Genomic DNA, 14101 nt, shown 5'->3' with positions numbered 1-14101 from the left:
TCAGTAGGCTACTGCGTCAGCCCTTGACGGCGCCGAGCGTCATGCCCGCGACGATCTTCCGTTGCAGCAACAGTGTCAGCAGGATCACCGGGATCGAGTACACCGCCGCGAGTGCAGTCATGGATCCCCAGTCGAGCCCGAACTGGGTTTGGAAGTTCGCGATCACTACCGGTGTGGTTTGTGAACGGATGGCGGTCATCAGGAGTGCAAACAGAAACTCGTTCCATGAGGCCAGGAAGGCGAAGATCGCGGTCACTGCAATGCCGCCTGATACTACCGGGATCACCACCCGCCACAACGCACCCAGCCGGCTGCAGCCGTCAACCGTTGCTGCTTCCTCCAGGTCCCGCGGTACGGCTTCGAAGAAGCTGGACATGAGCCAGATGGAGAGCGGCAGGGAAATGGTGGTGTGCGCAATGGACAGTGCAATGGGAGTGTCAGCCAGTCCCACCGCGGCCATCATCGACGCCAACGGGATGCCGATCGCCACCGGCGGAACCATGCGCGTCACCAGGGCGGCCATGATGAACACCCGGCCGCTCGGGGTTTTGTAGCGCGTGATGCCGTAAGCCGCAGGAATGGCCAGCACCAGTGAAAGCAGGGTGCTGATTACCGCGGTCTGGATGCTGTTGATGAACGACGCCACCACACCGCCACGGCCCAACGCATTGACGTAGTTCTCCAGGGTCCATTCCTTGGGGAGGATGGTGGGCGGAACTGCAATGGTGTCGATCGGCGTCTTGAACGACGTGAACAACAAGTAGAGGAACGGGAAACCGTAGAGCACCATGGCTGCCGCAAGCAGTATCCACAGGATGGTCCTGGTGCTGCGGCGGCCTGCTTCGAGGCCTTCACGGTTGACCCCGCGGCGCTTGCTCGGAGGCTGGGAAGCCGGAAGGTTCGACGCCGGCGGGCTGGCTTTGCTTGGTGCGCTCACCATGGTCATCAGGTGTCCTTTCCCGGCCGCCAGATGGTGGCCACCGCGAAGAAGGCGACGGCGAGCATCGCGATGAGGTAGATGGTGCCCATGGCGCTCGCAAGACCCGGATCGCCGAAGCGGATCATGGTCCGGTAGATCAGGAGGCTCATGGTTTCGGAGGCCGACTGCGGGCCGCCGTTGGTTTGGATGAGGATGGTGTCGAAAGCGCGGGCGGCGTCGATTCCACGGACCACCAGTGCCACGGCGATCACGGGTCGCAGCAGCGGGATGATGATCCGGAACAGGAGGGCCGGGGCCCGTGCGCCGTCGAGGCGGGCGGCTTCGATCAGGTCACCGGGTATGTTCTGCAGGCCCGCAAACAGCACGAGGCACATGAACGATGTGGTGAGCCAGATGTCCGGGATCGCTACCGAAAACAAGACGATGTTGGGGTCGGACAACCAGCCGATCTGGTTGGGATTTTCCAGGAGTCCGGCTTGGTGGAGGAGGGTTCCGATCAGGCCGAAGTTGTCGATCATCAGGAACTTCCACAGAAGGCCTGCCACGATCGGCGCGATCATCAACGGGTAAAGGAAGACGGTCCGCCAGATCTGTGACTTCTTGCCGAGCGTTGTGAAAAGCAAGGCCATGCCGAGCCCGAGCGCGAACTCGAGGGTCACCACCACCAGGGTGTAGGCGAGGGTCCGCCAGCCTGCACTGGTGAAGGCCTCGGATGCGAAGGCGGTGACGTAGTTCTGGAAACCCACGAACTCGCGGGGACCGCCGGCGATCGGCGAGATCTTGAAGAAGCTGTCTGCCACCAGGCGAAACAGCGGGTAGGCGACGAACACGGCCAGGAACAGGGCCGCGGGCGTCATCAGGAAGAGGGCAAAGCGGCGATCGGAGATACGCACGGTTTTCTTTTCTGCTGGTTGTTTTCTGCTGGTTGGAGCCGCGGCCGGCACGGTCTTTGTGGTGCCGGCCGCGGAGTCTTTACTTCAGGAGGTCCTGGACCTGCTTCTTGGCGTCGGCCAGGAGGGCGGAGGTGTCGCCTCCGGCCACGGCCTTCTGCAGCAACGGAATCAGGACGGTGTCCACGATCTGCTGCCACTTTGCCGTTGCCGGACGTGTTGCCGTGGCGGGGGCGTTGAGGGTCTCGATCAGCGGCTTGAAGCTCTCATAGCCCGGCTGGTCCTGGTACTTCTCGAAGGCGCTGATTCGTGCTGCCAGGCCCAACTTGGAGTCGATACCCGTGCTGTTGTAGTCGTAGGCGCACTTGACGAACTTCTTAGCTGCCTCGGCGTTCTTGGTCGCCTTGGGAACGGACAGGTACCACGGTCCCGGGACACCCGCGACGCCGGCGCTGCCGCCGATCATCGCAGCTGCACCCACCTTGCCTGCCACGGGAGAATCCGCGGGGATCTGGCGGTATGCGTGGGCCCAGAAGCGGGTCATGGCGGTCTTGCCCTGGTTGAACAGGTTCTGCGCTGCCGCCCAGTCAACCTGTGCAGCACCGGTCGGGGCGGACTTGGTGAGGCTCACGTAGAAGTCCAGGGCTTCCTTGTGGGCGGCGTTGTCGATGACCACGTTGTTGTTCTCGTCCAGCACCATGGGAGACCCGGCCTGGAGCACGTGTGCCAGCCATTCGGTTTCCACGGCACCCTTCACGTCCGTGCCGAACATGCCGTCCTTGGTGAAGAACTCGGAAATGTCCTGGTACTGCTTCCAAGTCTTGGGTGCTGCCAGTTCGTAGCCGTACTTGGCTTGGAAATCCGACTTGTTCTTGGCGTCCTCGAACAAGTCCTTGCGGTACAGAATGATCTCGGCATTGGTCCAGGCCGGCATGCCGATGAAGTGGCCGTCCACGTTCGCTTCCTTCACAAGCGCCGGGAAAATGTCCTTCTTTGCCTCGTCGGTGAAGAGCTCATCGATGGGCTGGACGGCGTCCTTGAAGCTGGGGAGCCACACGGAGTCCAGTGCAGCTACGTCGAAGGAGACATTGCCGGAGGAGAACTCGCTGGAGAGGCGGTTGAACATGCCGTCGTAGGGGAGTTCGACGAAGTTCACGTCCACGCCGGCGTCCTTCTTGCACTGCTCGGCCACGCCGGTCAGCTCAGCGTGGCCGCCGGCTTCCACCAGCACGTTGACAGTGCTGGAGCCGCCCGATCCGCCGGACGATGGTGCGGCACCGCCAGCGCCACAACCGGTGGCAACGAGTGCGACGGCGGTGCACAGCCCGCCGAGGGAGACGAGCTTGGAAATGGTGTTTCGAGTGGACATCGCTGTCGACTCACTTTCTCTTGAACGGAAATTGCAGAGAGATGGTGGAGCTGATGTTGGCTTGAAAAATCGTTTTGCCAAAACGACTTGGCACCGACATTAGAGCTAGTTGCGCCGATGTGTCAACAGCCTTCTTCGAAACAATTCGGGGCACTTGACGGCTTGGATTCCTAAGCCATAAAGTGATCGACGCCACTCGACAAATCGTTTTGGCATGTTTTGGCTGGCTCGGCCGCTGTTTTGGCTGGGCTCTGGGGGCGTCGGGGCTGCACTTTTGGCGGGGTGTGCACCCGTACCCGCTGGACGCACCTCTACCCGGGGGCGCACCTCTACCCGGGGGCGCACCTCTACCCGGGGGCGCACCCGTACCCGCCGGGTGCACCCAAACTCCGGGGAGCGCTTGGCGCGAAGTGGTGCGGCACTTTCCACGAACGGGTGCGCTTGGCGTAAAGGGGTGCACTGCTTCCCACGAACAGTTGCGCCAAGCCCAGTTAACTCCCTGTTGTCCCAGTACAAAGCCCAGTCAACCGACAAGTTCAAAGGAGAATCATGAACCCATCCGAGCCCCTCAGCCGAAGGAGCATCCTCCGGTTGTTCCCGGCAGCGGCACTGTCCGCAACCGCCGTCGTACTTTCAGCGAAGGAGGCCTTGGCCAAGAACAAGCCGGACACGCCAAATCCGCATCAAAGCCAAGGAAGCACCCACGCCGCGCAAGGGCATCGGGCCATTATCGGAATGCTGTAAAACCCGGCATCAAGGCAACAGAAGCAACGCACAAGCAGTCAACGCACGGCCATAAAGCAGTACCCCCAACGATGTGAGGAGAACACGCTATGACCACTGTCTACGACGTCACCACCTGGTCGGTCCCCGGGAATCCGTCGGCCACGCCCTATAACGACATCGGGCTCATCATCAACAGCATCATCGCGGACGTGAAGTCCCAGCAGACCAATCAGGCCTCCAAACCCGGCGCCGTGGTTTACATCCCGCCGGGAGACTACTCCTTGAAAACCCGTGTCAACGTGGACATCAGCTTCCTCACCATCCGCGGCTCAGGGCACGGATTCACGTCCAGCAGCATCCGATACAACGCCGGCAACACCTCCAGCTGGCACGAAATCTTCCCCGGCGGCAGCCGAATCCGTGTCGAAAACACGGACGGCAACACTGAAGCTTTCAGGGTTTACCGAACCGGCGACCCGCGCCTCAGTTCCATTGTCTTTCAGAATTTTTGCCTCGACGGTGTGTCCTTCAGTACGAACCAGAACTCGTACGTGAACGGCAAAACGGGTATCCGCTTCGATTCGGCCAATGATTCCTGCCGGGTTGAAGGAATGGGGATGGTCTACCTGGAGCACGGGCTGGTGGTGCGGGACACGGACGCCCTTAGTGTCAGTGGCAACTTCCTGGCTGAATGCGGGAGCTGCATCGAACTCACGGGCTCGGGGCAGGCATCCAAAGTGACTGACAACCTCATCGGCGCCGGCTATGTGGGCTTCTCCATTTTCGCCGAGGGCCATATGGGCCTTCTGGTCAGTGCCAACAACGTATTTCCCCGCGGGAAGAGCAGTGTCCATTTCAAGGACTGCACTCGTTCGTCCATCACGGCCAACAGGTTTCACGCGTTCTACCCGGGGATGGTGAACTTTGAAGGCAATTGCACTGAGAACCTCATTGGTGCCAACCATTTCCTGCGGCAGGTGGAGCCTTTTGATCCGCTGAAGCCCTACAACAACGGATTGGATGACCTGTTCGGCCTGGTCCATGTTGCCGGGAGCGGGAATACCGTCACAGGGAACCATTTCAGCTACGACGTACCCTCCGGGTCGGTGACTCCCTCAGGTCAGAAACCGACCATCATCCTGGTGGCCTCGGGCGCCAACAACTACATCGCTGCCAATAACACCATCTCCTCGGTAGCGGCGAACACGGTAGTGCTGGACGGATCCACCACCGGGACCAAGGTGCTGGATAGCGGCGGTGCGGGTGAGTTTGTGCATTACACGAGTTCCTACTCATTCCGGGCAACCCCCTGACCCGTCGCTGAGAAGGAAGGTCTGTCAATGATGACAAGACGCACCAAACGTGGACTGCCGGCGTTGGCGGCGGCCGCCGTCGTTGCTTCATTCACCTTGGTGGTGGCCGCGACTGCCGCGCCCGCCCAGGCGCATGCCAGCGATCCCGACCCCGCCACCCAGCAGTACCGTCCCTATTTGCACTACACACCGGTCAAGAACTGGATGAACGATCCCAACGGGTTGGTCTACTACAACGGCACCTACCACATGTACTACCAGTACAACCCTTACGGAACCACGTGGGGCAACATGAGTTGGGGGCACGCGACGTCCACGGATTTGCTGCACTGGACCGAGCAGCCACTCGCAATCCCGCAAACCTTCAACGGCAGCGGACAGGCTACGGAGGACATCTTTTCCGGTTCAATCGTGGTTGATTCACAGAACACCAGTGGATTCGGGACGTTGCAGAATCCGCCGATGGTGGCTGTGTACACCAGCAACTTCACCGGCAACCACCCCACGCTGGCCGGCAAGCAGGCCCAGTCCCTGGCCTACAGCACGGACAGCGGCCAAACCTGGACCAAATACTCGGGCAATCCTGTCCTCAGCAGGAACACCACGGACTTCCGGGACCCCAAAGTGTTCTGGTACCAAGGGGCAGCCGGCTCGTACTGGGTGATGTCCGCCGTGGAAGCCAACGAGCACAGGGTTTTGTTCTACAAGAGCACAGACCTTAAGAGCTGGACGTACTTGGATGACTTCGAACCAGCCAACGCGACGGGTGGGCAGTGGGAGTGTCCGGACCTCTTCCCTCTCGCGGTGGATGGGAACCCGAACAACATCAAGTGGGTGCTGGTGGTCAACATCAACCCGGGATCCGTGGCTGGTGGCAGCGGGGGGCAGTACTTCGTAGGCAGCTTCGACGGCACAACATTCACCTCCGAAACCACTGATCCAGTGGATGTGGCCCCACCGGGAACCCTGCTCGCGGGGTTCAACGGAGGAAGCTACAGCGGATGGAACGTGAGCAACGATCCCGCCAATCCCGGCGGTCCGTGGGGGACAGCCCCGCCCGGCGGAACTCTGGCAGGTCAGCAAACAGTTACCGGGTCGATCGGTGCCGGCCTGGTGAACGGCTTCAACGGGGGAGATGTCCCAACGGGCACCTTGGAATCCGCGCCGTTCACGATCAGCAAGGACTACATCAATTTCCTTGCCGGTGGTGGAAACCACCCGCGGCAGGCAGGGGAGCAACCCGGCAACACGCCACCCCCCGGGTACCTCCTGTTCGACGGCTTCGATTACCCGGGAACCCTGAGTGCGGCCGGTTGGCAGCTGACCGGAGACTTTGAGGCAGCCAGAAACCCGTCAACCGTTGGCGGTGAGTACGCGATCGGCAAACGCATCAACACGTTCGAGGGCGGCCCCAACGCTGACAACAACACCGGAACAATCACGTCCCCGGAGTTCTACCTCACCAACACCAATATCGGGTTCCTCCTGGGCGGCGGCAACCGGACGGACGGCCAACTCCAAGTGGAACTCCTGGTCAACGGCGTGCCCGTGCGAAGCACCACGGGCAGCAATTCGGGTGACATGAACTGGAAGAACTGGGATGTAACCCCGTACTACGGTCAAATAGCCCGCATCCGGATTGTGGACAACGCCACAGGGGCATGGGGCCACCTGACGTTGGACAACATGGTCCTCGGTTCGGAGCCGGCAAAACCGCGAAGCAGTGAAACCACCGTAAATCTCATGGTCAACGGACAGGCCGTTCGAACCACCACCGGTTCCAATTCCGAACATCTGGAATGGAAGGCCTGGGACGTCAGCGCCTACAAAGGAAGCGAGGCAACCATCCGGATCGTCGACAACAACCGTGGCGGTTGGGGCCACATCCTCGCGGACGAGTTCGTAGCCTCTGACATCACGCGGCCGGAACAGCACGACTGGTTGGACTGGGGCCGGGACTACTACGCAGCCGTTTCCTTCAGTAACGCCCCCGACGGCAAACGGATCATGGTGGGCTGGATGAACAACTGGGACTACGGGCAGTCCACGCCAACAAGCACGTGGCGGGGAACCATGGCGTTGCCCCGCGAAGTCCAGCTCACCCAAACCGCCCAGGGACCGCGACTCACGCAGAAAGTGGTCCAGGAGGTGGACGCGTTGAAGAACACAGGTGCCGCCTACACCGCATCCGCGCAGGACATCGCTCCGGGGACCAGCACCCTTCCCGTTTCAGGGGACGTGGTGCAGGTGGATGCGGAGTTCTCCCCGGGGACGGCATCGGCGTTCGGGCTGAAGGTCCTGGGTAATTCAACTGAGGCCACCAAAGTTGGTTACGCAACAAGTTCGGGTCGCGTTTTCATCGACAGGACGGCCTCCGGCAACGAAGGTTTCCATCCGGCCTTCGCCTCTGTGGATGACGTACCCGTCCAGCTGATCAACGGCAGGCTTCGGCTGCGGCTCTATGTGGACAGGGCATCCGTGGAGGTCTTCGCGCAGGACGGTCTGGCTACGCTGACCGACCAAGTGTTTCCGGCAGCGGGCGCGAACACATTGTCCCTGTTTTCGGAGGGAGGGACTGCCCGACTCGAAAGCCTCACCGTCACGCCGCTTCACAACGCGATGTGGTAGCCGGTGAGTGAGGCTCGACGGCGGCCGCGCACCCAGGCGGCCGGCCGCCGTCGGGCCTTCCGCGATCTTGAGCGAATCTTGAGATGACCCGGCGTCGTTCTTGAGGACCCCGTCCGATGGTTGAAGTGTCAGCCGAGGAGCTGGCGGAACCTGCCGGAAGGACTGCCGAAATGCCCGACCAGATCACCGTCACTTCATCAAGCACGGATGCCGCACAGCTTGCCGGCGGAACGCACGCCCCAGTGGATGGCCAAGACCGCGCAGTCACCTCGATCCGCGAGCAGTTCAATCCCCTGGGCGTCGGCCTCCGGAGCATTTGGCCCCAGTCGGTCTGCGGCTACTAGCCACCACTCACGTGGCCCCGGCACGCTTCCGGTGGCACCATGGTGTTCAAGTCCTAAGTCATCAGGAGGCTTGTCATCAAAGAAGAGATGCGGAAGGCCGCAGACGCAGCCGAGGAAGCCTCGAACTCGCGGCCCTTTGAAATTGCGGCGCGGTCCGGATTCGCTGTGAGCGGGTTGCTTCACGTGCTGATCGGTGTCATCGCCGCGCGCTTGGCCTTTGGAAGCAGCGGCGAAGCGGATGTTTCCGGTGCCATCGCCGAATTGGCCGCCCAACCCTTCGGCCCGTTGCTGCTCTGGGTCTGTTTCGCTGCCTGCGCGGCCTTGGCTCTATGGCAGTTGTCCAACGCTATCTTCGGCCACCGCAACCAGTCCCATCCCAAGCTCTCCAAGCGCCTTTCCGAGGCAGGCCAAGCGGCGGTCTTCGCTTTTGTGGCCGTGACCATCATGTCCTTCGTCGTTGGGCAGGCGCGCAACAGCCGTCAATCCAGCAGTGACCTCACCGCCACCCTCATGCAATCTCCCTGGGGCGTCGCGTTTCTGATAGCTGCGGGAGCCGGCGTCATGGTCACCGGCATTGTGTTCGCGGTGCGTGGTTTCACGAGGTCGTTCAAGAAGGACCTTGTCCTTTCGCCGCACGAAGGACCACGGAAATTCCAAGTAGCCGTGGGAACGGTGGGATACGTCGCCAAGGGGTTCGCGCTCCTTCTTGTGGGACTGCTTGTGGTCATCGCTACTGTTACCGCCCGGCCCGAGCAGTCAACCGGGTTAGACGGCAGCCTTAAGGCCCTCAAGGAACAGCCCTACGGACCGTACCTCCTTGCCGCCGTGGCCGCGGGCCTGATTGCGTATGGCCTGTTCCTCATGGTCAAGGCAAAGACCATGAGGACCTAGCCGCAGTTTCATAGTGCGGCACCCTGGGTACAAGCCGGGTGGGACGTGAAGCGTCGCGCACCAGTGAACCGATTCTGAAGGGGCAGGACCATGACACAAAGCGATCCGGAACAGCAGGGAAACCACAAGCTCACGGCTCCGCCGAAGGACCCTCGCAGCGGGTATCACTCCGGGGAGTTTCCGCAGCAGGAGCAGAAGCAACCGGGCCTCACCAAACCCCTGGAGCCCCAGCCCGATCACGGTGAGTCCAGCTACGTCGGCCACGGCCGGCTTGAAGGCAAGACGGCGTTGATCACCGGCGGTGACTCCGGCATCGGCGCGGCGGTGGCCATCGCCTACGCGCGAGAGGGTGCCAACGTCGCCATCAGTTACCTTCCGGAGGAGGAGGATGCGCGTTCGACGGCGGAATGGATCCGTGAGTGCGGCGCGCGGGCACTCCTGCTCCCCGGAGATTCGCGTGACGAAGGATTCGCAACCGAGATCGTGGAACGTACAGTCCAGGAATTCGGCGGGCTCAACATCGTGGTCCTTAACGCGGCCTACCAGAAGAACCGCGAGGGGCTTGAGACCATACCGACGGAGGAGTTCGACAGGGTCTTCAAGACCAACCTTTACTCCCTGATGTGGACCGCGCAGGCGGCCATTCCGCATCTGCGTCCGGGGGACTCGATCATCGTCACCGCCTCCATCCAGGCCTTTAACCCGTCTGCTCAGCTGGTGGACTACGCCATGACCAAGGCGGCGCAGGTGGCCTTCACCAAAGCGATGGCACAGGAACTCGGCCCCAAGGGAATCCGCGTCAACGCTGTTGCCCCGGGTCCCATCTGGACGCCTTTGATCCCGGCGACCGAGTGGCCGGACAAGCTCCCGTCGTTCGGGCAGGACACCCCGCTGGGCCGCGCGGGACAACCCGCTGAGCTTGCCCCGGCATACGTTCTGCTCGCTTCCGACGAGGGTTCCTACATTTCAGGTGCCGTGCTTCCCGTCACGGGCGGCAAGGGCCTTTAACTCCACGACAAGAGAGGTGCCACTGCGCTGATGATCGCTGTTCTGGTAATTGACATGCAAAACGCCTTCTTCGAGGACCCTGCCCTCAAGCAGAGACGCGAGGAAGTTGTGGCTGCCTGCAACTCACTGACCAGCGGGGCGCGGGAGGCGGGAGCCAAAGTTCTCCTCATTGGAACCGAGCATGAGCAGGACAAATCGACGTGGAGCCTGAACATGCTCGACGACGATCAGGGCTTTATTTTCCGGGGCAGTGAGCAGGCCGAGTTTGTTCCCGGCCTGCTCACAACCGACTTCCCCCAGATGGTCAAGACCCGCGACAGCGCCTTCATGGGAACAGACCTGTGGATGCGCCTGCGGAACTGGGAGGTGGACACCGTGGTCCTGGCGGGAGTTTCCGCGCATAACTGCATCGCGCAGACGGCGGCCGACGCCTTTGCCCACAACATCCGCGTCATCTATGCCGCAGATGCCATCGCCACGGAGAACGCCGAAGCCGCCGAAGCCGTGTTGCGGATTCTCACGCGGGAGTACAGGCAGCGGGTGCTTCCCTTGGAGGAAGTCCTCGCGTTGTTCTAGGCGGGCTGCCCTTCCGGTTCCACGGGGATCCACAACTGCCCGCTGCCATGGGTACCGCCGGGCTGGGCCTTGACGCTCAAGAGCTCCGGACCCGGGGCCCATCGGTACGGGTTGGCAGGGAACCATTCCGTTGCTGCGTCGGCCCACATGCGCTGCAGGACTTCGGGAAATTTTCCCTCGGTTTCGAAAACAACCCACTGCCCGGCCGGTACCTCGAGGACGTCAAACCCCTCGGGTGCCGGCCCCGTGGTGGCCACGGCATGCCAATAGTCCAGTTCACTGCCTTCGCTGCGGGACTCCTCGATGTTGACTGTCACGGAGACCGGGCCTGTCGGCTCAGTGTCCACCAGTTCCAGCAGGCGCCTGGTGACGCCAGGGTCGATGCTGCGCTGGAATTCAATGATGGCCGGATTGGGCCCTTCATGGACGAGCGGAACTCTGGCCTTCCGGCCGACCAGCCGAAAGGCGGCTTTGTTCACTATGCGGTGCTTCATGTCTATGTTCCCTTCGATGCGGAGGTGGAACCTCAACTGAGGTTGGGAACGGAGGACGGCGTTGGGACGCCGGGCGTCGGAAGGCGTCAACCCGTGGTACGCCTTGAAGGCGCGGCTGAATGCCTCGGCGGATCCGTAACCGTACCGGACGGCAACATCGAGCACACCGGCGCCCGCGATGATTTCAGCGGTGGCAGCAGTCAGGCGCCGTCGGCGCACGTATTCCGAGACGGGCATCCCGGCCAAGGACGCGAACATCCGCCTGAAGTGATACTCGGATGTGAGGGCGGTCCTCGCCACAGCCTTCATATCGACGGCGGCAGCCAAGTCCTGCTCGATGAGCTCGATAGCCCTGTTCCATTCGTGCATGGGATCCTCCCTTCCGAAAATCACCCTACGGCGCCGGTTGGGGCTCCGTCCCGACTATCCGTGCCCGAAAATGTCAGGCACAGCAAGAACCCGGACGCTCCCCTGGTGCGTCCGGGTTCTTGTTTATTCAGTTTTTGTCAGGGTCAGCGCTAGGTGTGACCCGTGCCTGCAGCTTCGTCATCCGGCTCGGAGGAGAAGGGGCGATCCTCCGGGGTGTCTTCGGTGTTCCGCTCGTCAAGCTCCGCATCCGCAGACGGGACGGTCTTTTCCGCGTAATCACCCGCCGTGTAATCGCCGCCGGCGTCCTCTTTGAGGGCTTCGGGTGATGCTCCCGCGTCCCCGTAGTTACCCTCCGAGTACTGGCCTTCCATGTCTTCCGGGTCGGAGTTCGGTGTGGTTCCGTTAGCCATGGTGCGTCCGGTGCGTGCGACGTCCGGTTACCAGGCCGTAGACCAGCAGCACGAGGATCGAGCCGCCGATAGCCAGAAGCCATGTGCGGATGGCGAAGAATTCGGTGAGTCCCTCACCGAAGATCAGGCCGCCGATCCAGCCACCCAACAGGGCGCCAACTACGCCCAGAAGCAGGGTCACCAGCCAGCCGCCGCCTTGGCGTCCGGGAAGAATAAGCTTGGCAATTGCGCCTGCCAAAAGGCCTAGGAGAAGAAAACCAAAGAAACCCATTTTTGCTCCTACTTTCTTGTTGATGGAGATTCCATGAACTCTGCGAAGCGGTTCAGTTCATCGGGTCGGGAAATCAAACATCCGGGCGTGGAAGAAAGACCTCCTTCTCGCCCCGGACATATGGGGGAATGGAGTGGCGTGAGAATTACTGTAAATCTAGAAACCCAACCAAAGAGCACTCCTGTCGACTGGTCCACCACGGGACTACACTTGCAACGCTAGCCGCTCCCGGAAAAAACAGCAAGTAACCTGACTATTTTGTTGCGAAGCCCCGTGGTGCATGGTCTCTGCGGTCCGGCAGTGGACGGTGAAGCCCCGGTTCCCGGGGTGTGACAGCCTATTTCTTGCCGAAGGCGTCCCTGGCCGCGTCCTTCAACTTCTCGCCCGCCTGCTTGATGTTGGCAGAGGCCTGGTCGCCTGCACCCTCGGCCTGGAGGTCCCGGTCTCCGGTTGCCTCGCCGGTCTTTTCCTTGGCCTTGCCCCCCAGGTTTTCGGCGGCGTTCTTGATCTTGTCATCCAGTCCCATGGTTTTAACTCCTCGGGTTGCGATGTTTCAATTGCCTGCGGTGATTCCGCTGGTTGGCAACAAAGTTTAGTCGAATGTTTCAATTCAGCAAATGGCCATTAACTCCACTCCCCGGGTTCTGCAACGGAAACCGGCGTGACACTGCAGATATACACCCGCTAGTGTCATAGGAAATTGCACGTCGAAAGGAGTGGTCCCATGAAAGGGAAAGTAATGTTCGCCGCTGGTGTCGCGGTGGGGTACATCTGGGGATCAAAGTCCTGGCCGGAGGTGTACCGTCGCCTTCGTGGCGGTTCGGAGAAGGTACTGAAGAACCCCGAGGTCCAGGAAAACGTGCACCATGTGGCCGAGACGGTCCAAGAATCTGTTCCGGAGATCGTGGACAACCTCTACGCGACGGGAAAGAAACTGGTGGAAAAGGCCGAGGCCTTCCTGCCCGGCACCCGGGACGGAAAGGGTGACGAAGCAAACGGTCCGGAGGACCGTCCTGCCACGAAGTCAACGGTCAAAGGTGACGTCGTCTCCGATCCAGCGCTCGATGACACCACCGGAAGCGACTGGACGGACGAAGGCGGCGCAGCACCCGAGGGACCTGCAACCAACACCCGGCCCAAGCCTTGATCGCTTAGGCTGCCCGCTCAACTGCCGTGAGGATCGCTTTCCCCAGTTCGGCCGGCTTGGTGAATTGGGGCCAATGTCCGGTGGGTAGGTCGATGAGTTCCACGTGCTTTATGCGGGCGAGCTCCTCCGTGAACGGATGCCCTGCGTCCATCATCTCGTTGAGCAGGGATGATGGAAACTCGCAGGCGATGACGGTGGCAGGAACCTCGTAACGACGCACGTCATGCAGGTGCTGCTGTTCGATTGCGACCCCCTTTGGTTGGGGAATGGCGCGCGCCCGGAACGCTGTACGGAGGTCTTCGTCCAGATCGGTCAGGTCAGCTTCCTCGAACCCTTCCCAGGGCGGGAGCGGAATGTCGTCGCCTTCGGCAGGCAAGTCGTCGTTGATGACTCCGCCTTCGCCCAGAGGCCCGCTGTCCACGTAGATTGCGCGGACAACACGGTCGGGCCTTGCGTCCACCACGGCGTGGATGATGGCGCCGCCCCCGGAGTGCCCCACCAGGACCACCTTGCCGTCCAGGGAGTCTACGGTCCGGACGACGGCGTCGATGTGGGTCCGCAGGCCGATGTTCGCGCGAGGTGCATCGGCCGATTCCAAGCCAGGAAGCGTGAGGGCGCGGACGGCGTGGCCGGCGCCCTCGAGGGCGGGGATCACCTCATCCCACGACGATGCGTCCAACCAGAAACCGGGAACCAGGATGATGTCCATGCCGGTACCCTACGGG

Annotated in this window: 17 protein-coding genes; 9 read left to right on the top strand and 8 right to left on the bottom strand. The window is 61.6% G+C overall.

What is annotated here, in order from left to right; genetic code table 11:
* Positions 1-16: 16 nt before the first annotated feature.
* The 3 genes from QN084_RS09310 to QN084_RS09300 form a co-directional block, all read right to left on the bottom strand.
* Positions 17-940 carry a carbohydrate ABC transporter permease gene (locus QN084_RS09310; RefSeq protein ID WP_374978464.1) on the bottom strand — a complete coding sequence of 308 codons (924 nt, stop codon included), beginning with the start codon at positions 938-940 and terminating at the stop codon, positions 17-19.
* Between the two features lie 5 nt (positions 941-945).
* Complete coding sequence (locus QN084_RS09305) at positions 946-1833, bottom strand: carbohydrate ABC transporter permease (protein ID WP_021472957.1); 888 nt, start codon at positions 1831-1833, stop codon at positions 946-948.
* A 79-nt stretch (positions 1834-1912) separates the two neighbouring features.
* Positions 1913-3199 (bottom strand): ABC transporter substrate-binding protein, encoded by a 1287-nt coding sequence (locus tag QN084_RS09300; RefSeq protein ID WP_069696199.1) that lies wholly within the window; start codon positions 3197-3199, stop codon positions 1913-1915.
* Positions 3200-3481: 282 nt separating this feature from the next.
* Here QN084_RS09300 and QN084_RS09295 point away from each other — a divergent pair, with 282 nt between their 5' ends.
* From QN084_RS09295 to QN084_RS09260, 8 genes are all read left to right on the top strand, one after another.
* Complete coding sequence (locus tag QN084_RS09295) at positions 3482-3649, top strand: hypothetical protein (protein ID WP_168529684.1); 168 nt, start codon at positions 3482-3484, stop codon at positions 3647-3649.
* Positions 3650-3748: 99 nt separating this feature from the next.
* The gene (locus QN084_RS09290) at positions 3749-3943 is read left to right on the top strand and encodes a hypothetical protein (protein WP_062098472.1); all 195 of its coding nucleotides are present in this window, start codon (positions 3749-3751) and stop codon (positions 3941-3943) included.
* Positions 3944-4032: 89 nt separating this feature from the next.
* Positions 4033-5238, top strand: a complete 1206-nt coding sequence (locus tag QN084_RS09285; protein WP_069696200.1) for a NosD domain-containing protein — start codon at positions 4033-4035, stop codon at positions 5236-5238.
* 30 nt (positions 5239-5268) lie between these two features.
* Complete coding sequence (locus tag QN084_RS09280) at positions 5269-7866, top strand: GH32 C-terminal domain-containing protein (RefSeq protein ID WP_069696248.1); 2598 nt, start codon at positions 5269-5271, stop codon at positions 7864-7866.
* A gap of 116 nt (positions 7867-7982) precedes the next feature.
* Positions 7983-8210 carry a hypothetical protein gene (locus QN084_RS09275; protein ID WP_021472962.1) on the top strand — a complete coding sequence of 76 codons (228 nt, stop codon included), beginning with the start codon at positions 7983-7985 and terminating at the stop codon, positions 8208-8210.
* An 87-nt stretch (positions 8211-8297) separates the two neighbouring features.
* Positions 8298-9101: a DUF1206 domain-containing protein gene (locus QN084_RS09270; RefSeq protein WP_069696201.1), complete on the top strand. Its 804-nt coding sequence runs from the start codon at positions 8298-8300 to the stop codon at positions 9099-9101.
* Positions 9102-9191: 90 nt separating this feature from the next.
* A complete protein-coding gene (locus tag QN084_RS09265) occupies positions 9192-10109 on the top strand; it encodes an SDR family oxidoreductase (RefSeq protein WP_069696202.1) in 918 nt (305 codons plus the stop codon).
* 30 nt (positions 10110-10139) lie between these two features.
* Positions 10140-10685, top strand: a complete 546-nt coding sequence (locus tag QN084_RS09260; protein ID WP_069696203.1) for a cysteine hydrolase family protein — start codon at positions 10140-10142, stop codon at positions 10683-10685.
* Here the strand turns inward: QN084_RS09260 and QN084_RS09255 are convergent.
* The 4 genes from QN084_RS09255 to QN084_RS09240 all read right to left on the bottom strand — a co-directional run bounded on the left by QN084_RS09255 (position 10682) and on the right by QN084_RS09240 (position 12755).
* The gene (locus QN084_RS09255) at positions 10682-11548 is read right to left on the bottom strand and encodes an AraC family transcriptional regulator (protein ID WP_069696249.1); all 867 of its coding nucleotides are present in this window, start codon (positions 11546-11548) and stop codon (positions 10682-10684) included. The two genes, QN084_RS09260 and QN084_RS09255, sit on opposite strands and share 4 nt — an antisense overlap.
* Positions 11549-11697: 149 nt before the next feature.
* Positions 11698-11958: a hypothetical protein gene (locus QN084_RS09250; RefSeq protein WP_069696204.1), complete on the bottom strand. Its 261-nt coding sequence runs from the start codon at positions 11956-11958 to the stop codon at positions 11698-11700.
* Positions 11951-12229: a GlsB/YeaQ/YmgE family stress response membrane protein gene (locus tag QN084_RS09245; RefSeq protein WP_021472968.1), complete on the bottom strand. Its 279-nt coding sequence runs from the start codon at positions 12227-12229 to the stop codon at positions 11951-11953. The genes QN084_RS09250 and QN084_RS09245 overlap by 8 nt, the downstream gene beginning before the upstream one ends.
* A 337-nt stretch (positions 12230-12566) precedes the next feature.
* Positions 12567-12755: a CsbD family protein gene (locus QN084_RS09240; RefSeq protein ID WP_021472969.1), complete on the bottom strand. Its 189-nt coding sequence runs from the start codon at positions 12753-12755 to the stop codon at positions 12567-12569.
* 198 nt (positions 12756-12953) lie between these two features.
* Between QN084_RS09240 and QN084_RS09235 the strand changes: the two genes are divergently transcribed.
* The gene (locus tag QN084_RS09235) at positions 12954-13376 is read left to right on the top strand and encodes a hypothetical protein (RefSeq protein ID WP_069696205.1); all 423 of its coding nucleotides are present in this window, start codon (positions 12954-12956) and stop codon (positions 13374-13376) included.
* Between the two features lie 4 nt (positions 13377-13380).
* Here the strand turns inward: QN084_RS09235 and QN084_RS09230 are convergent, their stop codons facing one another.
* Positions 13381-14085: an alpha/beta fold hydrolase gene (locus tag QN084_RS09230; RefSeq protein WP_069696206.1), complete on the bottom strand. Its 705-nt coding sequence runs from the start codon at positions 14083-14085 to the stop codon at positions 13381-13383.
* Between the last annotated feature and the right edge of the window lie 16 nt (positions 14086-14101).

Source organism: Paenarthrobacter sp. R1, from assembly GCF_030264015.1.
Taxonomy (GTDB): Bacteria; Actinomycetota; Actinomycetes; order Actinomycetales; family Micrococcaceae; genus Arthrobacter; species Arthrobacter ureafaciens.
Note: the sequence above shows the minus strand (reverse complement) of the source record. Positions and strands in the feature narration are given on the sequence as shown.

Excerpts from the sequence above, each read along its gene's own strand:
- QN084_RS09280 (WP_069696248.1), top strand. The coding sequence starts at position 5,269 with ATGACAAGACGCACCAAACGTGGACTGCCGGCGTTGGCGGCGGCCGCC.
- QN084_RS09310 (WP_374978464.1), bottom strand. The coding sequence starts at position 940 with ATGGTGAGCGCACCAAGCAAAGCCAGCCCGCCGGCGTCGAACCTTCCG.
- QN084_RS09235 (WP_069696205.1), top strand. The coding sequence starts at position 12,954 with ATGAAAGGGAAAGTAATGTTCGCCGCTGGTGTCGCGGTGGGGTACATC.
- QN084_RS09300 (WP_069696199.1), bottom strand. The coding sequence starts at position 3,199 with ATGTCCACTCGAAACACCATTTCCAAGCTCGTCTCCCTCGGCGGGCTG.
- QN084_RS09250 (WP_069696204.1), bottom strand. The coding sequence starts at position 11,958 with ATGGCTAACGGAACCACACCGAACTCCGACCCGGAAGACATGGAAGGC.
- QN084_RS09230 (WP_069696206.1), bottom strand. The coding sequence starts at position 14,085 with ATGGACATCATCCTGGTTCCCGGTTTCTGGTTGGACGCATCGTCGTGG.
- QN084_RS09260 (WP_069696203.1), top strand. The coding sequence starts at position 10,140 with ATGATCGCTGTTCTGGTAATTGACATGCAAAACGCCTTCTTCGAGGAC.
- QN084_RS09285 (WP_069696200.1), top strand. The coding sequence starts at position 4,033 with ATGACCACTGTCTACGACGTCACCACCTGGTCGGTCCCCGGGAATCCG.
- QN084_RS09275 (WP_021472962.1), top strand. The coding sequence starts at position 7,983 with ATGGTTGAAGTGTCAGCCGAGGAGCTGGCGGAACCTGCCGGAAGGACT.
- QN084_RS09245 (WP_021472968.1), bottom strand. The coding sequence starts at position 12,229 with ATGGGTTTCTTTGGTTTTCTTCTCCTAGGCCTTTTGGCAGGCGCAATT.
- QN084_RS09265 (WP_069696202.1), top strand. The coding sequence starts at position 9,192 with ATGACACAAAGCGATCCGGAACAGCAGGGAAACCACAAGCTCACGGCT.
- QN084_RS09290 (WP_062098472.1), top strand. The coding sequence starts at position 3,749 with ATGAACCCATCCGAGCCCCTCAGCCGAAGGAGCATCCTCCGGTTGTTC.
- QN084_RS09240 (WP_021472969.1), bottom strand. The coding sequence starts at position 12,755 with ATGGGACTGGATGACAAGATCAAGAACGCCGCCGAAAACCTGGGGGGC.
- QN084_RS09270 (WP_069696201.1), top strand. The coding sequence starts at position 8,298 with ATGCGGAAGGCCGCAGACGCAGCCGAGGAAGCCTCGAACTCGCGGCCC.
- QN084_RS09255 (WP_069696249.1), bottom strand. The coding sequence starts at position 11,548 with ATGCACGAATGGAACAGGGCTATCGAGCTCATCGAGCAGGACTTGGCT.